This window comes from Parabacteroides sp. AF21-43, from assembly GCF_003635435.1.
Classification (GTDB): Bacteria; Bacteroidota; Bacteroidia; order Bacteroidales; family Tannerellaceae; genus Parabacteroides; species Parabacteroides distasonis.
The window spans coordinates 387,675-406,533 of sequence record NZ_QTMG01000001.1 but is presented as its reverse complement, the minus strand read 5'-3'; the positions used below and the strand labels follow the sequence as shown (position 1 = coordinate 406,533).

Annotated in this window: 14 protein-coding genes; 4 read left to right on the top strand and 10 right to left on the bottom strand. The window is 48.3% G+C overall.

Annotated elements, in window-relative coordinates:
- Positions 1–224 precede the first annotated feature (224 nt).
- Positions 225–1,538 (top strand): Gfo/Idh/MocA family protein, encoded by a 1,314-nt coding sequence (locus DWX84_RS01810; RefSeq protein ID WP_011966673.1) that lies wholly within the window; start codon positions 225–227, stop codon positions 1,536–1,538.
- 48 nt (positions 1,539–1,586) lie between these two features.
- Here the strand turns inward: DWX84_RS01810 and DWX84_RS01805 are convergent, their stop codons facing one another.
- Positions 1,587–3,107, bottom strand: coding sequence for a DUF4301 family protein (locus tag DWX84_RS01805; protein ID WP_005854486.1), 1,521 nt, complete (start codon positions 3,105–3,107; stop codon positions 1,587–1,589).
- 176 nt (positions 3,108–3,283) lie between these two features.
- Here DWX84_RS01805 and DWX84_RS01800 point away from each other — a divergent pair, with 176 nt between their 5' ends.
- Positions 3,284–5,497, top strand: a complete 2,214-nt coding sequence (locus tag DWX84_RS01800) for a bifunctional (p)ppGpp synthetase/guanosine-3',5'-bis(diphosphate) 3'-pyrophosphohydrolase (protein WP_008780065.1) — start codon at positions 3,284–3,286, stop codon at positions 5,495–5,497.
- Positions 5,498–5,626: 129 nt separating this feature from the next.
- On the opposite strand, the gene DWX84_RS01795 is transcribed toward DWX84_RS01800, so the two are convergent.
- The gene (locus tag DWX84_RS01795) at positions 5,627–7,057 is read right to left on the bottom strand and encodes a CCA tRNA nucleotidyltransferase (protein WP_005854484.1); all 1,431 of its coding nucleotides are present in this window, start codon (positions 7,055–7,057) and stop codon (positions 5,627–5,629) included.
- Positions 7,058–7,145: 88 nt separating this feature from the next.
- Here DWX84_RS01795 and DWX84_RS01790 point away from each other — a divergent pair, with 88 nt between their 5' ends.
- On the top strand, positions 7,146–7,970 hold the full coding sequence (locus tag DWX84_RS01790) for a hypothetical protein (RefSeq protein WP_011966674.1): 825 nt from the start codon (positions 7,146–7,148) through the stop codon (positions 7,968–7,970).
- A gap of 107 nt (positions 7,971–8,077) precedes the next feature.
- On the opposite strand, the gene DWX84_RS01785 is transcribed toward DWX84_RS01790, so the two are convergent.
- From DWX84_RS01785 to DWX84_RS01775, 3 genes are all read right to left on the bottom strand, one after another.
- The gene (locus DWX84_RS01785) at positions 8,078–10,732 is read right to left on the bottom strand and encodes a DUF6383 domain-containing protein (protein WP_005864405.1); all 2,655 of its coding nucleotides are present in this window, start codon (positions 10,730–10,732) and stop codon (positions 8,078–8,080) included.
- 266 nt (positions 10,733–10,998) lie between these two features.
- The gene (locus DWX84_RS01780; protein ID WP_005854481.1) at positions 10,999–11,328 is read right to left on the bottom strand and encodes a hypothetical protein; all 330 of its coding nucleotides are present in this window, start codon (positions 11,326–11,328) and stop codon (positions 10,999–11,001) included.
- Positions 11,329–11,820: 492 nt separating this feature from the next.
- Positions 11,821–12,666 (bottom strand): mechanosensitive ion channel family protein, encoded by an 846-nt coding sequence (locus DWX84_RS01775; RefSeq protein ID WP_005854480.1) that lies wholly within the window; start codon positions 12,664–12,666, stop codon positions 11,821–11,823.
- Between the two features lie 158 nt (positions 12,667–12,824).
- Between DWX84_RS01775 and DWX84_RS01770 the strand changes: the two genes are divergently transcribed.
- Positions 12,825–13,646 carry a tetratricopeptide repeat protein gene (locus tag DWX84_RS01770; RefSeq protein WP_005864401.1) on the top strand — a complete coding sequence of 274 codons (822 nt, stop codon included), beginning with the start codon at positions 12,825–12,827 and terminating at the stop codon, positions 13,644–13,646.
- 132 nt (positions 13,647–13,778) lie between these two features.
- On the opposite strand, the gene leuB is transcribed toward DWX84_RS01770, so the two are convergent.
- From leuB to leuC, 5 genes are read right to left on the bottom strand one after another with little or no spacing between them, the layout of a single operon-like run.
- Entirely contained in the window at positions 13,779–14,840 is a 1,062-nt protein-coding gene (gene leuB, locus DWX84_RS01765; RefSeq protein WP_036613247.1) for a 3-isopropylmalate dehydrogenase, read from the bottom strand.
- Between the two features lie 15 nt (positions 14,841–14,855).
- Positions 14,856–15,299 (bottom strand): methylglyoxal synthase, encoded by a 444-nt coding sequence (locus DWX84_RS01760; protein ID WP_048927578.1) that lies wholly within the window; start codon positions 15,297–15,299, stop codon positions 14,856–14,858.
- Between the two features lie 20 nt (positions 15,300–15,319).
- A complete protein-coding gene (locus DWX84_RS01755; RefSeq protein WP_048927577.1) occupies positions 15,320–16,834 on the bottom strand; it encodes an alpha-isopropylmalate synthase regulatory domain-containing protein in 1,515 nt (504 codons plus the stop codon).
- A gap of 2 nt (positions 16,835–16,836) precedes the next feature.
- Entirely contained in the window at positions 16,837–17,424 is a 588-nt protein-coding gene (gene leuD, locus DWX84_RS01750) for a 3-isopropylmalate dehydratase small subunit (protein ID WP_005854475.1), read from the bottom strand.
- Positions 17,425–17,450: 26 nt separating this feature from the next.
- Positions 17,451–18,848, bottom strand: a complete 1,398-nt coding sequence (leuC, locus tag DWX84_RS01745; RefSeq protein ID WP_005864399.1) for a 3-isopropylmalate dehydratase large subunit — start codon at positions 18,846–18,848, stop codon at positions 17,451–17,453.
- Positions 18,849–18,859 lie beyond the last annotated feature (11 nt).

Here is an 18,859-nt window from a genome sequence, read left to right as displayed (position 1 = left end):
CTGTACTTGGTTGAGCCACTCTCATAATACTCCTTCAGCATACGGAGCTTGAACTCCATGCTGTAACTTTTACGTTCTCTTGCTTTGTTTGACATCTTACACACGTTCTTTTAATTGTTAATTGCGTGTGAAGTAAATCTGTATCATGTCAAAAAGCTATTATCATTTGCGATTGTAAAGGATTTCGCTTAATATTGCAAATACTTTAAATCAATAGTAATACCATGACAACTCGAAGAGATTTTCTCCGGCAGACCGCTTTGCTCGGTGCCGGACTTACCATCAGTCCTTTTTTCATTAAAGCCGGGAGCGCTGGTGTGGGCGCAAACGATAAGATAGGCGTCGGGCTTATCGGATGTAACGGCATGGGATTCGAAGACCTGAAAGCGTTCCTTCGTAATCCGGAAGTAGAGTGTATCGCCTTGTCGGATATTGACGAGAACGTATTGAATAATCGGGCGGCAGAGACCGAGAAGATCACCGGGAAGAAAGTAAAGCATTTATATAAAGACTGGCGTAAATTGATAGACAATAAGGATATCGATCTCGTAATCGTAGGTACTCCCGATCATTGGCACTGCCTGCAAATGGTATCCGCTTGCCAAGCCGGGAAGGATGTGTATTGTGAGAAACCGCTGGGAAATAGTATCGAGGAATGTAACATCATGGTACGGGCGGCGCAGAAATACAACCGGGTCGTGCAGGTAGGCCAATGGCAACGTAGCGATCCGCATTGGCAGGACGCCATGCAATTCGTACATAGCGGACAGCTGGGTAAGATACGCACCGTACGTGTATTCTCTTATCAAGGTTGGTGCCCCTCTATCCCCGTCAAGCCGGACGAGGCGGTGCCCGCCGGAGTGGACTATGATATGTGGCTGGGGCCGGCCCCGAAACGTCCGTTCAATCGGAACCGTTTTCATTTCACATTCCGTTGGTTCTGGGATTATGCGGGAGGTTTGATGACGGACTGGGGCGTACATTTACTGGATTACGCATTGTATGGCATGAACGTCACCGCACCGGAGTCTATCATGGCTTCCGGAGGTAAATTTGGTTATCCGGATGACGCTTGCGAGACCCCGGACTTATTGCAAACCATTTATACATTCAAGGACTTCACCGTTATGTGGGATCATGCGATCGGCATTGACGACGGGGCCTACGGACGGAATCATGGCCTAGGATTCGTTGGCGAGAACGGTACCTTGGTGATCGATCGTGGCGGCTGGGAGGTTATTCCGGAAAAGGTAAACGGACAGGCCCGCATGGAGGCTGTTCCCTTGAAGAAGTCATACGGAGAGGGTGGCTTGAATTTGCATGCGAAGAATCATTTGGAATGTATCAAGAGCCGGAACCGGAATTGCAATGCCAGCGTAGAGATCGGGGCGCATATCGCCAAGTTCTCCCAATTAGGGAATATAGCCTATCGCACGGGTAAGAAATTATCGTGGGATGGAAAGAGTTTCCATGATACGGAGGCGGATAAACTATTGTGCAAGGAATACAGGGCACCGTGGGAATTACCGAAAATATAAGGATCTAGTTGTAGGGACGGGGCACGCCCCGTCTCTACAACTGGGTATTTATTGATGTTCGGGGCGTAACAGGTCGTTCACCGTCTTCACGGGGTTGAATGTCTCGATAGGAACTTCTACGAATACCGTGTTCCAGTCGCTCATGGCACCGTTCCACAAGCCCGGCAATTCCAGCGCTTTCAATTCGCGGCCATCCTTGCTCTTATAAGAGATGAAGCCCGTATTCTTATCCACGTAATCCGGCAAGTTGTATTTCTCTCCCTTGTGATTCTTAACTGCGCAAACCAAATCCACGGGATTAAAGTGAGTACCCTTCTCAAACATCGCCTTCTTAGCCGGATCGCTCATATCGATCTGAGAGCTTTCAAGCACCTGCAAGGAAACCGTACCGTCCGGATTCACCGCAAGGAACGGACCGCCACCCGGCTCGCCCACATTCTTCACCATACCGCATACACGCAACGGGCGAAGCAGTTTGCTCTTGATATACAGGATTAACTCGGCGTCTTCCAGTAATTTCGTATCCGGGTTCTTGATACATAGGTCGTCTTGCAAGAAATGAATCATCTCCTCTACCTCGGCATGGGTATATTTGCCGGTCTCGATCTGTTCCAGATATCTGAAGGCTTTCTCCTGCAATGTTACCAAGACACCGGCGATCACCTTCTTGTAGATAACCGTAGAGCATTTGAAGCTATCCGGAACCACGTTATCTATATTCTTGATAAATACCACGTCGGCATCCACATCGTTCAAATTCTCGATCAAGGCTCCATGCCCACCCGGACGGAACAATAACTTATCATTCTTATCGCGGAACGGCGTGTTATCCATAGCGGCCGCTACCGTATCAGTACTCGGTTTCTGGATACTGAAAGAGACATCGTATTTCACAGAGAACTTCTCCTCGTACTCGCCAGATTTATCGGCAACCAATTGCTCGAATAAAGCCTGATGCTCCGGAGATACCGTGAAATGGATATTCACCTCGCCGGCGTTATTCTTGGCGTACATGGCGCCTTCGGCCAAATGTTCTTCCATCGCCGTACGAACCGTATCGGCATATTTATGGAAAAGCAACAAGCCTTTCGGTAGCTGTCCGTAATTCAAGCCTTTCGGCTCCAATAAATTGGATACCACCTCCTTGTACTCGCCCAAGGCTACCAACGCAGGAATATCTTTCCCTGTATTCTCCACGCACTTCTTGTCCAAAGCCTTATAGAAAGCGAATTTCTCGATCTCGCTAAAGAATTTCTTCTCGAAAGCGTTCATCGGTTCCTTATAATCCGCAGAAAGGAACTCGTACAGATTCTTAAACATACGGCTAGCAGCGCCGGAGGCAGGTACGAATTTTACGATTTTCTTGTTTTTAGCCAGATAAGCGTCCCAAGCATCCATATAAGAAGCCTGTTCCTCTTTAGATATTACCATAATACCTTTTTCTACCGAAGCGGAGGCCGCTATCTCAAGGAAAGGGAAACCTTTTACGAAGCAAGCGAGTTGCTCTTCAATCTGTTTTTCGCTGATTCCTTTGGCTTTCAGCTGTTCTAAATCGTTTGCGTTTAACATAGTATAGTATTTAATGTGAATAATCTCATCAGTAACACCACAGGGCACTTATGCGCTATGTGTATCGCAAATGTATAAAATAACCGCAAGATACATGTTGAAATTCCATAGAAAAAAGTATTTTTACAGCATGTTTTGCGGTTTGTCCTCAACCGGGCAATAAAAATGATATAACTATGGATACAATTGGATTCTTTACGTCTGAGGAAAAGAAGCTGTTCTTCTCCAAATACAGGCTCCTGTTACGAAACCTTTACTCTTTCCTCGAGAGGGAAGATATCCGGAAGATGAAGGAGCTGATGAAGCGGGTTGTCGCCCTCGATTGCTACGGCAGGGATAAGAATGGTATCAACGGTTTATTGCGAAATATTGACACGGCCTTGATCGCCACCTTGGAGATTGGCTTGAAACGTACCTCGGTCATCGCCCTTCTATTATACCGCCCGGTATTGAAGAAGGCGATCACGATAGAGGAAGTGGAGCAGAAATTCGGGGCGGACGTGACCTTGATCATCCGTCGCCTCTTGAAGACCTCCGACTTGTATGCCCGGAACACCGCCGTCAACTCGGAGAATTTCCATCATTTGCTTTTCTCGTTCGCCGAGGACGTACGTGTGATCTTGCTTATGATCGCCGACCGCCTCTGCCTCATGCGTATGGGAAAACAGATGCAAGAGGATGATCGTATCCGACTGGCTACCGAGGCCTCTTATTTGTACGCTCCCCTCGCCCACCGGTTGGGCTTATATACGATCAAGAGCGAGCTGGAAGACCTTTCCCTGAAATACACGGACAGGAAACAGTATGACTTCATCAAACGGAAACTGAATGAGACGAAACGTTCCCGTGACGCTTATATCGCCGAGTTCATCGCCCCGATCAAGCGGAAGCTGGCAGCGGCAGGATTCAAGTTCGATATCAAGGGGCGTACCAAATCCATACATTCCATTAATAACAAGCTGAAAAAGCAGCAGGTGGAATTCGAGGGTATCTACGATCTTTTCGCTATCCGGATCGTATTGGATACGCCGCTGGAGAAGGAACGCTCGGAATGCTGGCAAGTCTACTCCATCGTCACCGATATGTACCAGCCCAACCCGAAGCGTATGAAGGACTGGATCTCTATTCCGAAGAGCAATGGTTACGAGAGCTTGCACATCACGGTTATGGGGCCTCAAAATAAATGGGTAGAGGTGCAGATCCGTACGAGGCGGATGGATGAGATCGCCGAGCGAGGCCTAGCGGCGCATTGGAAATACAAGGGCGTGAAAGCAGAGAGCGGGCTAGACGAGTTCTTGAATACCGTACGTGCCGCCTTGGAGGCCAAGGAGAATAATCCGCTCGACTTGATGCAGGATTTCAAGATGGATCTATATAAGGATGAGATCTACGTCTTCACGCCTACCGGCGAGCTTATCAAGCTGGCCAAGGGAGCGACGGTCCTCGATTTCGCCTTTGCCATCCACACGAAGCTAGGAAGCAAATGCGTGTCGGCGAAAGTGAACGGTAAGAACGTTCCGATCAAATACACCTTGAACAACGGCGATAGCGTATCCGTCATCACGTCGCCCGCCCAAAGCCCGAAGCGGGATTGGCTGAACTTCGTCGTCACCTCCAAGGCCCGTGTGAAGATCAAGCAGGCCTTGAAGGAGGAGACGGTGAAGGCCGTGGAATTCGCCAAAGAGATGTTGCAGCGCCGCTTCAAGAACCGGAAGATCGACATGGACGAGCCAACCATGATGCGCTATATCAAGAAGAAAGGATTCAAGACCGTCACGGACTTCTACATCGAGATCGCCGAGGAACGCCTCGATCCCAACCAAGTAATCGACGAATATCTGGAGGCTTTCCGCAAGGAGACGGAGACGAACGAGCGTACCGAGGTGCGTAGCGCAGAGGAATTCGTGACGATGACTCCGGTGGAGGAGATATCGACGAACAAGGATGTCTTGGTGATCGACAAGAACCTGACGGGTATCGAATATAAACTCGCCAAATGCTGCAACCCGATTTATGGCGACGAGGTTTTCGGTTTCGTCTCCACGCAGGGTATCAAGATCCACCGTATGGATTGCCCGAACGCCCAAGAGATGTTCAGCCGCTTCGGTTACCGGATCATCCGCGCGAAATGGAGTGGCAAGGGAGACAATGGCTATACGGTTACGTTGCGGGTGATCGGACGGGACGATATAGCGATCGTCACCAACATCACCTCCGTGATCGGAAAAGAATCGAACGTCACGCTTCGCTCCTTAAACATCAACTCGGTAGACGGATTATTCCAAGGTAACTTTACCGTATTGGTAAGAGATACGACCGCGTTAAACTTGCTGACGAAAAAGATCAAGGCGGTAAACGGCGTGAAAGCGGTAGAGCGATTAAATTCTTAGACAGTGTACTGTGCACGAAGTACCGTAGTACTCTGTACGAAGTACTACAGTACCCTCTAGGAAGTACCGCAGTACTTCGTACAGGGGACTGGGCCAACTGTAAGACTGGGCCTTGTGACTATACCCGGATCACAGAATCGGCTTCAGCCCCATCTTCTCCGCACGTTGTATAAGGAATTGACGGGCCGCCTCATACTCGTTCGGGATCACGCCGTCGAGGATGGCGTTCTTGATCGCCTCTTTCAGCACGCCGACAGGCTTGGAGGGAGCCAAGCCAAACGTCTCCATAATCTCCTCGCCGGATACCGGGGGCTGGAAGTTACGGACACGGTCTTTTTCCTCTATATCGGCCAGCTTCTCGCGCACCTTACGGAAATTGTTCAAGAAACGGCGAACCTTCTCCGGGTTCTTGCTCGTGATATCGGCCTCGCACAGTTTCATCAAATCGTCGATATCATCTCCCGCGTCAAACAGCAGACGGCGGATCGCCGAATCCGTCACCTCATCGTCCGACAAGGCGATCGGACGCATATGCAGGCTTACCATCTTCTGCACGTACTTCATCTTCTCATTCATCGGGAGTTTCATCTTCCTGAAAATACCGGGGATCATCCGTTCGCCGATAAAATTATGATTATGGAACGTCCATCCCAAGCGAGGGTCGAAACGCTTCGTGGCAGGCTTGGCAATATCGTGGAAGAGGGCGCTCCAACGCAGCCATAGATTATCGGAAGTCTTGCTCAAACGATCCAGCACCATCAAGGTATGGGCGAAATTATCCTTATGCCCGATCCCCTCCTTGGTCTCCACGCCCTTCAAGGCGCAAAGCTCGGGGAAAATCAATGGCAATAAGCCGCATTTATCCAGCAAGTCGAAACCGATAGAGGGCTTTGGCGAGAGGACGATCTTGTTCAGCTCATCCACGATACGCTCCTTGGAGATGATGGAGATACGCTCCCGGTTACGGATGATGGCGTCGAAGGTATCGGGATCGATAAAGAAACCTAATTGAGTGGCGAAACGAACCGCGCGCATCATCCGGAGCGGATCATCGCTGAAAGTAACATCCGGGTCTAAAGGCGTACGGATCGTAAGCTCGTCCATATCCTCCAACCCGCCGAAGGGATCGACCAATTCTCCGTAACGCTCCTTATTCAGGCAAAGGGCTAAAGCGTTGATCGTGAAATCGCGGCGGTTCTGGTCATCCTCCAAAGTGCCATCTTCCACGACTGGCTTACGGCTGTCATGGCTGTAGGATTCTTTCCTTGCCCCCACGAATTCCAGCTCCAGATCGCCGGCTTTCACCTGCGCCGTCCCGAAATTCTTGAAGACGGAAAGATAAGCGCCACGCCCGATCTTCTTGGCCACCCGTTTGGCCAACTCGATACCGCTGCCAACCGCTACCACGTCTATATCCTTGGATGGGCGGTTCAAGAAAATATCCCGCACATATCCGCCTATTACATATACCTCAACACCTAGCTCTTCCGCCGCCTCCGATATCAAATGGAAAGGCTTCGCGGATATATGATTTACTATCTCTTCCTCGTTTATATACATATTTATGTATTCCAAATCCAATAAAGAGCGCAAAGATAATCAAATTTCATGTACTTTTGCGGTATCAAATACATTGAACGAGAAAGATATGAAAAAGTTAGCGATCTGTATAACGCTCATTGCCGCCATTTTAACGGGCTGTAACGGAGATGAGAAAGCAGCTCAGGCCCGTTTGGACAAGGCCCGGGCCATGTACGAGAATAACGAGTTTTTCGGGGCGAAGAACGAGATAGACAGTATCCGGGCGCTCTATCCCAAGGAAGTAAAGGTACTGAAGCAGGGATTAACGCTTATGCGCCAAGTAGAAGTAAAGGAGGCGGAGCGCAATATCGCTTTCTGCGACAGCTTACTCCCGATCAAGCTGGAGGAAGTAGAGGGATTGAAGAAAGGCTTCGCTTTCGAGAAGGATTCCGTTTACGAGGAAATCGGCAATTATATCTGGAAACAGCAGACGATCGAGCGCAACGTGCAACGTTGTTACGTACGTTGCGGCGTGAACGAGGAGGGCGAGATGTATCTGGCCAGCGTATATTACGGCGGACGCCCCATCGAGCATACGGGAATCAAGCTGAGCCTGAAAGACGGCCAATTCGCCGAGACCGCTTCCATCCCGTACGACGGCGGACTGAATTACCGCTTCAAGGATATGGGAAGCACCACGGAGGTAGTGACCTACAAGGGGGAGCACTGCGTCGATGCCGTCAAGTTCATCTACGATAACGAGAAAGAGCGGATCAAGGTGGAATACACGGGAGGCAAGCCTTACATTATATATATGGCGGACGCCGACAAGAAAGCGATCGTCAACACCTTCAACCTCGCCACCGTATTAAGCGATATCAAGAGCATGAACACCTTGAAAGAGAAATCAGAGAAGAAGATCGCTTATCTAAAGAATAAACTGGAGGAGTAGAATCCCTCCATACAAATGGCCTACCTATAAAAAAGCACCGGGATCCCTACCATACAGTAGGAATCCCGGCGTTAGTATACAGACTGATATCCACTATCAGTTATTCATCATTTAACGACGACCTTCTGGGCGGTCTCGCCATCAACGGAAACTACCACGATACCTTTCGATGCCGGCATCACGAAGTTATCTGAAGAAGCGATAGCGGAAGCGGTGGTCTGACCTAAGATGTTAGACAATGTAACCGTCTTGCCTGCCGCGTTCAAGACCGTAACGCTAGCCTCGCCAGCGATTACCGTGAAGCTGGCAACCTCTTCCAATTGTTCGTTGGAAACCGGAGTCGGAGCATTCTCGATCGTGAACGGAACGCCAACATTAGACATTACCACAACATTGTTTACCACACCTACATAAGGAGTCTTCAACTCGCCCGCGGCCACGGTGCGATTCAGCTCTTTCTGGTTCTCCAATAAGTAACCACCATCCTGAGTTGTCTTGAAGGCGAACAAAGCATTGTTATCCAAAGACGGAACGATATTCGCTTTATCGCTGAAGCCTACACGATAGTAAGTAGCGCCATTGCTAACGAATGTCTCGTTAGAATCCCGCAAGGATACCATATAGTAGCGAGGAGAAACAGCTTTGGTAGTTGTCTCCGGAGTATAGATCGATGTCGTGATGAAATACAACGGTTTACCAGCGATCACGGTATCGGCTTCTTGAACCCATAAAGAGAAGTTGTCAGTCTCATAAGTTGACTTCAAGATATCTTGGCCTTCATTCTTCACTTCGGCGAAGAAATTCAGCGGATTCATCGTCAGGAACTTACCATTCGTGCCGAAACGCTTGTGAGAGTTGTCGATAGAAGCGTACTCCGGAGCCTCTACAGCGACAAAGTCGAAGTAGTTAACCTTATCGGAAAGGATCAAGTTCGCCGTATTCACGTTCATAAAGACATATTGGGTGGTTGCGCCTACCCTTGTAGCCATCTGGTATTTGCCACCGGTCGTAGCCGTATTGAATACGAATTCCAACGGAGCGGTATAATCAGATAATTTCAACGGTCCGCCATTCTCGCTGGCAACCAAATCATTGCTGAAACGTTCTTTCAACATATAAGTCGCATGATACAAGGTATCACCTAAAGCACGGGCACCTAAACCATCCGTTACATTCTGTACGGAATCTTGGCTAACCACGATACGAAGAGCGGCTGCGTTCGCTGCGTCACCGGATTTAATCATCAATACGGAATCAGAAGTAAACGCATACAGATCGTCTACACCCGGAGTACCGGAGATCAAGTTCAATACATAACCATTATCGGCGAGTTCCTCCGCAGAGAAGTGACGAGTACCCAAGAATTTATCCTTTAAATCCACATTCGCTTGATATTCCACCGTAATAGAATCGGTGCTACCCCCAAATGTATAGGTATTGGCCATACCTTGAACGGCGAAGATCTCCTCGTTAGAAATAATAGTCGTATTCGTATTACGGTCTACAACCGAATACATTCCGTTGTTTTCCTTGATATACCATTGTCCCTTCGGTTGATAAATAGAAGGTTTGAAACCTGCCGCGGTTACCAACTTATCGGAAGCGGCACTCTTATCGTAAGCGACAGCGTATTGTCCGCCCTTATCGCCCTTGCTCGCGCTCTTCAAGAAGTATACGCCTGTACCTGTAGCGATCGTAGAAGGAGTTCCCTTCGTTACGGTAATAACAGGAGCGGCTCCTTGAGCAGGTTGAGTAGAGCCGGACTGCAAGTCAGATACGGTCAAGGCTTTCGTCTCGATTACGCTGGCATATACGACACGTACGTTCGGAACGGAGGTCATCGGACTTGCGTTCACGGTCGGAGCGGCAGCGGCATACATAGCCAAAGCATCGTTCTTCAAGTTGATCGTGAAATAGAATTTCTGGAAATCAGCGTTACCCAGTGTATGCAAGCCACTAGCGTCATAGGTGGAGTCAGCCGTAAACTTAGCCCCATATACACCGGTAGCACCGGCTATCACATTCTTCAATGTATCGACACCTAAGTATTTTGCTTTACCATCACTAAATACTTGGTCACCTTGGATCTGCAAGGTCACATATTTAGCGTTCGCAATAGCGCCTGTAGCGGGAGCCGCCGTATTCTTCGCTATCAAGTTCTTACCCTCGAAGATATTTCCTTGATAATTTCCTCCAAACGTCAATTGAAAGACTTGGAAACCATCCCCTAGCTCACTTGCGCTCAAATACATAGCGTCGCTAGGAGCCTCTACGGTAAATTTCGTAGAAGAGGCAGAAGAACCTAAGCTCAAGTCTGTCCCAGCTACATCCAACGCCAAGATTTGATTGTTTCCGTAATAAGCCTGAATAGCGCTACCACCGGCAGCGTCAGAGAATGTCCACTGATTCACGCCCGATGTGATAACAGGCTTTGCCGTAGATGAAGCCGCAAACGACAAAACGGCCTGTGTCTTCTTGTTCTTGAATTGATACACAGGACCAGCAGGAGTCGTGCCCGCATTCGTGATTTGCCACAAGGCAGAATCAATAGCGGCTTTGGTAGCGTCTGACGCCAAAGTTTTAACAATTACTGAGTCGGCTTTCTCACCACTTAAAGACAAAACGGAAGAACCTGTCTTTAAATAATAATAGTTACCGGCTTTCCACTGAGCCTCCGGAACGGTCGTACTCGACTGAGCATTAGCCGAGAATACGCCCGCAACCATCAGGGCCGCAGCAATAAGAGTACATTTTTTGTCCATAATCAAATAGATTTTATTTATTAATCACAGTCTAAACAGGGGTTGTTTAGAAAAGGTTTTGAGGGGGTATGAGATTAACAATCGATTTAGCGTCTTATAACAAAAATCGTCCTATTCTCACGAACAGGACGACTATACTACTAAAAATGTAAACAGTGTATTTATATAGTAATATCATGAAACTATATATTTTGGAGAAAAACCGCTCCACCTTCACAGGCAAAACGGCTGGAAATCTAATCTACTCAATAAATATCTTCACAGGCTTACTCGAAATAAGCATGTTCTTTTACGACATGACCTCTGTCATCGAAATAAACCTTATATATCTTACCATTTCTGGAAAGTAATACTACCTTATACTTCACAAACGTGCTATTGTTTGACACCTCAACTGATTTCACCATACATCCCTCATAGGAAGTATTTACCGCATCACGCAATACTTGGGGCATATCAGTTACCTCGATCGGATAAAATTTATCCTGTGCCACTGTTTCCTTAGCGCTACCGGCCATCCCGGCTTGCGCTTCTACATCAGGGGCAATAAATAAGCCACATAAAGCGACAATAACCCCGTAAACAATCTTTTTCATACCTTAAAAACCTAAATACCTAAACCTTTTTTCTCTTACATCATAAATTCGCAGTATAGGGTGCAATCTCCGTGCCAAAACTCACCCTAAAAAACGACAAGAGAATAACAAGTTGTAAATCCGACAATTAACCAAAAGCGAAGAATCAATCATTCGGTTGCCAAAGTGTGGAACAAACCGTGGAATGTGGAAAATTTCCCCACGAGAGTGTGGAATCTCTACACACTACTATAAAAAACGAGGCCCACCCTTAATCTATATAAGGATGAGCCTTAAATCATTCTACTTAAATATAATCAAATAAAAATACTAAAGTAATAAAATAAAGTTCCGTAATATCATATACACTCTGTGTCTAATCTCTAATTTGCGATTCACAAAGATAAATCTTTTTGTTCAACCATCTATAAAATAACCGCTCATCTAACGAAACTCAAAGATTTTTGAACAAAGAGATTCCTTTTAAGGACAAGTCATAGATTATCACGAACTTCAATCCTTCGCTTGGTGTACGGTAAGTTGCGGGAATGGGAAACCGATACCTACCTCATTGAAGGTCGCATAGATATTCTTGTTAATATCGAAATACACGCCCCAATAGTCGGAACTGTTTACCCAAACACGTACCACCACGTTTACGCTGCTGTCCGCCAAGGCTGTCAAGGCGATAAACGGAGCGGCCGGCTCGGACAAGATGCGGGAATCCTTCGCTAATACAGACTCTATCACTTGCTTTACTTTCTCATAATCGCTGCCGTATTCCACGCCAAAGGTCCAGTCTACACGGCGAGTCGTCTGGTTACTGAAATTAGTCACAACGCCACTGCTCAAAGAGCCGTTCGGTATATAAATGACCTTATTATCAACCGTACCTAATACGGTATGGAACATCTGGACCTCTTTCACGGTACCGCCAACGCCCTGCGCCTCAATATAATCACCCACCTTATAAGGCTTGAAAAGAAGGATGATCAATCCACCGGCAAAGTTTGACAGGTTACCGCTCAATGCCATACCGACAGCGACACCGGCGGAAGCCAACAAGGCGGCAAACGACGTAGTTTGAACGCCTAACGCCCCTACGACTGAAATAATCAATAAAATGGTTAAACTGACATTCACCAAACTGCCGACAAAAGTCTTGACAGAAGGATCGATATCCCGTTTGCTCAATATCTTCCGAACCAGTTTATTAAGTAAGTTTATAACCAATCGTCCCACCAAGAAGACAATAAGGGCTTTAATAATCGTAAAACCCAATTGGGAGCCATGCTCAACCAAGGATCTGATAGCTTCCTCTAATTTAGAACTCGCTTCTACAGCTGCTAATAATACCATATCTCTTCTATTTTAATTAATCTATTAATTATATAACAATCTGATCTTCCAAAATATTATGAAATGTAGCAAAGGTATAAAGTTTTTTTAATCTGGTAAAACCATGAAATAATTACGTAGCTTTGCGATCAATCAAATAACACGTTAAATTCGACAGCATGAAAATCCTTGCGATACTCGCCGCCCTTTTCCTTTCAATAGGCTATGGCTACGCTCAGACATACGAGAAGTTTGTCGAGAAAAGTTTTGACTTCTTGGACAAGAACGACTTAGTCTCCGCCGAAGAGAGCCTACGAGCCGCCATGCGCCTCGAACCGGGAAACCCCAACAACTACGCCTTGCTCATGAATCTCGGGACGATACAGCGCAGGCAAGGGAAACTGGAAGATGCCCTTCTCTCCTATACCGCCGCCCTAAGCCGCCATCCGAATAATGAGGCCATACTGGAAAATCGTGCCGGCTTATATACGGAAATGGGTGAGATCGAAAAAGCGACGAACGATTACAATGCCCTGTTAATCTTGAACCCCCATCATCAAGAGGCGTTATATTGCAGGGCGATGCTTCATTTGCAACATAAGAACTATCTGTTGGCCGAGCAGGATTTCGATAAGATACTGGAAGTAAACGAGAAATCCGTGAAAGGACGTCTGGGACACGCGATTCTCGAGAAGCTACGGGGGAATTACGATGAGAGCGAACGCATCTTTAATTACTTGATCAACGAGATGCCCCGCGAATGGATCTTATACGAGGGCCGTGCCGATCTATACTTCATGATGGGCAAGAACGCCCGGGCTATGGCCGATATCAATCGCATTTTCGTGGAAAGTACCCCGACAGCCGCTTTATATGTATTGCGAGGCAAAGTAAAACTCGCCCAATATGAGAAGGCATCGGCCGCCTTAGACTTCAAGAAAGCTGAGGATATGGGATATGATAAAACGACTATCGACGAGTTGATGAAGATGGCTCGTTAAGGCTGTTTTTATACGTATAGTGGCATCGGCTCACGCGAGTAGTGGTATTGGCCTACGCCACTACTCGCGTGAGCCGATGCCACTATACGTGTGAGCCTGCGCCACTACTGGTGCGAAATCGGCCTATTTATACTACTTTTCCGTGATATAATTGACAATCCAACTACCCACTTCTTTCGTTCCATATTTCGCTCCACCTTCCACTTGGATTTCCGGCGTACGGACATTCGCGTCGAGGGAAGCGTCTACGGCCTCACGGATCAAGGCGCCCTCTTCTTTGAGGTCGAAATACTCGAATAACATCGCTACCGAAAGGATTTGCGCCAAAGGATTCGCTATATTCAGCCCTTTCGCCTGCGGCCAAGAGCCATGAATCGGCTCGAAAACCGGTGTGCTCTCTCCGGTAGAAGCGGAAGGCAGCAAGCCCATAGAGCCGCTGATGCAAGAACCCTCGTCCGTCAAGATATCACCAAACGTATTCTCGGTTACCATTACATCGAAGAATTTCGGCTCTTGGATCATACGCATAGCGGCGTTGTCCACATACATATAGTCTGTCGTTACTTCCGGATAGCTAGGAGCCATCTCTTGAGCGATCTGGCGCCATAGACGGGAAGAGGCAAGTACGTTCGCCTTGTCAACAACCGTCAGGTGCTTATTCCGTTTCATCGCATACTCGAAGCCCACTTTCAAGATACGCTCGATTTCCGGGCGGGTATACATATTCGTATCGTATGCCTTATCGTTGTCTTGATATTTCTCACCGAAATACATACCACCGGTCAACTCACGGATACATAAGAAATCCGCGCCATCCACCAATTCGGCACGCAACGGCGATTTATGCAATAGGCATTTGAAGGTCTGCACCGGACGGATATTAGCGAACAGGCCCAACTTCTTACGCATCGCCAAAAGACCTTGCTCCGGGCGTACTTTCGCTGTCGGATCATTATCAAACTTAGGATCGCCCACAGCCGAGAAAAGAACAGCGTCGGCATCCTTACAAATCCGATAGGTCTCCTCCGGGAAAGGATCGCCTACCTTATCGATCGCGTCAGCGCCACAAAGGGCATACTCATAGTGAACCTCATGTCCAAATTTCTCACAAACGGCACTCATTACTTCCACGCCTTGCACGGAAATCTCTGGTCCGATCCCGTCTCCGGGAAGTACTGCTATATTCAGTTTCATCGTAAATGTTTGTTATTATTCTCTGTTAAAATGTACATACTTAGGCTCCGTGGGGAAATACGTGTCATCATCCCACAGGGAACTTGTAATCATCAAGTCGGCGCTATAACGGTTACAAGCGATAGGTACGTTATGAACACGGCACTGGCGAAGCAACATCTGGATGTCGGCCTCGTGCGGTTGCGGATTCAAGTCGTCTATCAAAAAGACCGCCAAATCGATCTCCTTACGGACAACCATAGCGGCAATCTCAGCATCGCCTCCCATCGGACCGGAATGCATGCAAGCAATATCCGCATTCACCCCTTTTTCCTCGAGAGCTTTACGAACCAAATTTCCGGTCGTACCCGTACAAACAATATGGTGGTGAGACAAGAACTCAGCGTTATGTACCGCCCATTCTACCATTTCCGCCTTACGATTGTCGTGCGCTACAAGCGCGATAGTCAACTTTTTCATACCCTTTACCTTTTTAATTATTAATCCTCTATCTTGTTCAGCATCTTCAATGTCGCCTTGATCGCCGCCTCAGTCTGGTCAGCGTCCAGACCACGAGTCTTGAAATCGACCCCGGCATAATTCCAGCTGATGACCGTCTGCACAAACGCATCCGTACGTCCTCCCGGCGGGATGGATACCGAATAGTTCGTCAACATCGGGAACGGGCGGTTCAAACGGGAATAAATCCGGCGTAGGGCACGAACGAAAGCGTCGTATTGGCCATCACCGGAAGCCGATTCCTCGTAAGCCTCGCCATTGATCTCGATCTTCAAGGTAGCCACCGGTTTCAGCCCTTGGGCCAAGGATAAGGAATAGTTCAAGATCCGTATTTTCTGATCCTCCAGCGCATTATCATGATGAAGCACATCGCTGATAATATAAGGAAGATCCTCCGGGGTAACCATTTCTTTCTTATCCCCTAACTCAATGATCCGTTCCGTGACCTTACGCATCGAGCCCTCATCCATGTCGATACCGAGCGCTTCCAGATTCTTGCGGATATTCGCTTTTCCGGAGGTCTTGCCCAAGGCGTACTCGCGAACCCGTCCGAAACGCTCGGGAAGCAAGTCGTTGCAATACAAGTTATTCTTGCTATCACCGTCTGCGTGAACACCGGCGCACTGCGTAAACACATGCTCTCCGATGATCGGCTTATTGGGCGGGATATGCACCCCGGAATAGGTCTCAACCAAACGGCTAGCCTTGTTTATCTTTTCCTCCCTCAAGTTCGTCTCCTCTCCCAACTGGTCCTTGATAACGGCAAGTACGCTACTCAAAGGAGCGTTACCCGCACGCTCTCCCAAACCGTTCACGGTCGTATGGATTCCCTTGATACCCGCACGGATGGCGGAATATACATTCGCTACGGCAAGATCATAGTCGTTATGCGCGTGGAAGTCAAACCGTAAATCCGGGTAGCGGTCCACCATCATCTTGCAATACTCGTAGGTATTTCCGGGATTCAAGACTCCCAAGGTATCCGGGAGCATGAAACGGCAGATCGGAAGTCCTTTCAACGCATCGATTACCAAGAATACGTAATCCGGGGAATGCTTAATACCGTTCGACCAGTCCTCCAAATAGATATTCACGTCGATCTTCCGTTTCGCCGCTTCCAATACGACCGTACGAATATCGTCAACGTGTTGCTCGGGAGTCTTTCGAAGCTGTTCGGTGACATGCTTATAAGAGCCCTTGCAAAGCAAGTTCACGACACGGCAACCTGCGGATTCAATCCAGTCGAGAGAGACCGTACCATCCACGAAACCCAAGACCTCCAATTTGTCTAGGTTCCCGGAACGGGCGGCCCAAGCGGCTACACGCTTCACGGCCTCAAACTCTCCGTCCGACACACGGGCGGAGGCGATCTCCACCCGGTTCACGCCTAAGTCGCTCAGCAGCACTTGCGCTATGCTAAGCTTCTCGTGAGCGGCGAAGGAGACGCCCGAAGTTTGCTCCCCATCTCTGAGGGTTGTATCCATTATTTCTATCATAATCAGCGTGCTGCCTCGAAGGCTTCTATCTTTGATTTATTTGCCAGTAAATAGTCGATATCGTCCAATCCGTTGATCAGGCAATCCTTTTTATAGGCGTTGATCTCGAAATGCTCGCTTTTGCCCGTAGCCTTGTTCGTGATCGTTTGCTCCGGTAGATTTACCTCGACCTCAGTTTTCGGGTCCTTGTAAATCGAATCGAACAATTCAGCGAGGAACTCTTCAGTCACAACAACCGGCAGCACGAAGTTGTTCAACTCGTTGTTTTTATGGATATCGGCGAAGAAACTGGAGACCACGACACGGAAACCGTAATCGGCGATCGCCCAAGCCGCATGCTCACGGCTGGAACCGGAACCGAAGTTCTTTCCCGCTACCAATATCTTTCCGCTATACGTAGGATCGTTCAAGACGAATGATTCGATCTTATTACCTTCCTTATCATATCGCCAATCCCGGAATAAGTTCTCGCCGAACCCTTCCTTGGTAGTCGCTTTCAGAAAGCGCGCTGGGATAATCTGGTCGGTATCCACGTTCTCTAAAGGAAGAGGCACGCAAGTGCTTGTGATTATATTGAATTTTGTTTTCATCTTATGCTACTTTATTAGATTAGTCTTTACATCAGTTCTCTCGGGTCCGTGATCTTACCTGTCACAGCGGCGGCGGCGGCCACAAGCGGCCCCGCCAAGATGGTGCGAGCACCCGGTCCTTGGCGGCCCTCGAAATTACGGTTGGAAGTGGAGACCGCATATTTACCCGCCGGAACCTTATCCTCATTCATCGCCAGACAAGCGGAACATCCCGGTTGACGAAGGACGAAGCCGGCCTCGGCCAAAACCTTGTCGATCCCCTCGGCACGAATCTCCCGTTCTACCTGCCAACTGCCGGGAACCAGCCAAACCGTTACATCATCCGCTTTCTTCTTTCCTTTCACCAAAGAGGCGAAAGCACGGAAATCCTCGATACGGCCATTCGTACAGCTACCTAAAAAGACATAATCCACTTTCTTACCCAACATAGACTCGCCTGCCTTGAAGCCCATATAATCCAAAGACTTCTTATAAGAGATACGGCCTGCCTCGGGCACGCTTTCTAAGGAGGGGATATCTTTGCTGATACTCATACCCATGCCCGGGTTCGTACCGTACGTAACCATCGGGTCGATATCCTCGGCGTGGAAAACGATCTCCTTATCGAACTTAGCGTCCGGATCACTATACAGCTGACGCCACTCGCTCACCTTCCGCTCCCATTCCTCGCCTCTCGGGGCAAACTCACGGTCTTTCAAATAATCGAAAGTAACATCATCCGGAGCGATCATACCGCCACGGGCACCCATCTCGATCGAAAGGTTACAGATCGTCAGACGTTCCTCCATGGTCGTATTACGAATCGCCTCGCCAGCGTACTCTACGAAATAGCCCGTAGCACCGCTGGTACTCATCTTACTAATAATGTATAAGGCAAAGTCCTTCGCCGTAACGCCCGGTTTGCGTACGCCATCGATCGTGATACGCATCGTTTTCGGCTTACGCTGCATGATACATTGGGTAGCCAAGGTCATCTCCACCTCGCTCGTACCGATACCGAAGGCGATAGCGCCCATGGCACCGTGCGTAGAAGTATGGGAGTCGCCACAAACGATCGTCATACCCGGCTGCGTCAAGCCTGTCTCCGGACCTACCACATGGATGATACCATTCTTCGGATGTTGAAGACCGTAATACGTCAAGCCGAAATACTTCGCATTCTCTTCCAAGGTATCCACTTGATTCTTGGATATAGGGTCCTCGATAGGCTTATCTTGGTTCAATGTCGGGATATTGTGGTCCGGCATACAAGTGATTTGCGCGGGACGGAAGGGCTTCAATCCACGTGCACGTAATCCGGCGAAAGCCTGCGGGCTAGTCACCTCATGACAATACAGACGGTCGATATACAATTGTATGGTTCCGTCGGGCAACGTGTCCACCACGTGTTTGTCCCAGATTTTCTCAAATAATGTCTTGCTCATTGTCTTGTCTA

What these genes read in the sequence shown, in the direction of transcription:
- DWX84_RS01810 (WP_011966673.1), top strand. Translation starts at nt 225, where the DNA reads ATGACAACTCGAAGAGATTTTCTCCGGCAGACCGCTTTGCTCGGTGCC.
- DWX84_RS01805 (WP_005854486.1), bottom strand. Translation starts at nt 3,107, where the DNA reads ATGTTAAACGCAAACGATTTAGAACAGCTGAAAGCCAAAGGAATCAGC.
- DWX84_RS01800 (WP_008780065.1), top strand. Translation starts at nt 3,284, where the DNA reads ATGGATACAATTGGATTCTTTACGTCTGAGGAAAAGAAGCTGTTCTTC.
- DWX84_RS01795 (WP_005854484.1), bottom strand. Translation starts at nt 7,057, where the DNA reads ATGTATATAAACGAGGAAGAGATAGTAAATCATATATCCGCGAAGCCT.
- DWX84_RS01790 (WP_011966674.1), top strand. Translation starts at nt 7,146, where the DNA reads ATGAAAAAGTTAGCGATCTGTATAACGCTCATTGCCGCCATTTTAACG.
- DWX84_RS01785 (WP_005864405.1), bottom strand. Translation starts at nt 10,732, where the DNA reads ATGGACAAAAAATGTACTCTTATTGCTGCGGCCCTGATGGTTGCGGGC.
- DWX84_RS01780 (WP_005854481.1), bottom strand. Translation starts at nt 11,328, where the DNA reads ATGAAAAAGATTGTTTACGGGGTTATTGTCGCTTTATGTGGCTTATTT.
- DWX84_RS01775 (WP_005854480.1), bottom strand. Translation starts at nt 12,666, where the DNA reads ATGGTATTATTAGCAGCTGTAGAAGCGAGTTCTAAATTAGAGGAAGCT.
- DWX84_RS01770 (WP_005864401.1), top strand. Translation starts at nt 12,825, where the DNA reads ATGAAAATCCTTGCGATACTCGCCGCCCTTTTCCTTTCAATAGGCTAT.
- leuB (WP_036613247.1), bottom strand. Translation starts at nt 14,840, where the DNA reads ATGAAACTGAATATAGCAGTACTTCCCGGAGACGGGATCGGACCAGAG.
- DWX84_RS01760 (WP_048927578.1), bottom strand. Translation starts at nt 15,299, where the DNA reads ATGAAAAAGTTGACTATCGCGCTTGTAGCGCACGACAATCGTAAGGCG.
- DWX84_RS01755 (WP_048927577.1), bottom strand. Translation starts at nt 16,834, where the DNA reads ATGATAGAAATAATGGATACAACCCTCAGAGATGGGGAGCAAACTTCG.
- leuD (WP_005854475.1), bottom strand. Translation starts at nt 17,424, where the DNA reads ATGAAAACAAAATTCAATATAATCACAAGCACTTGCGTGCCTCTTCCT.
- leuC (WP_005864399.1), bottom strand. Translation starts at nt 18,848, where the DNA reads ATGAGCAAGACATTATTTGAGAAAATCTGGGACAAACACGTGGTGGAC.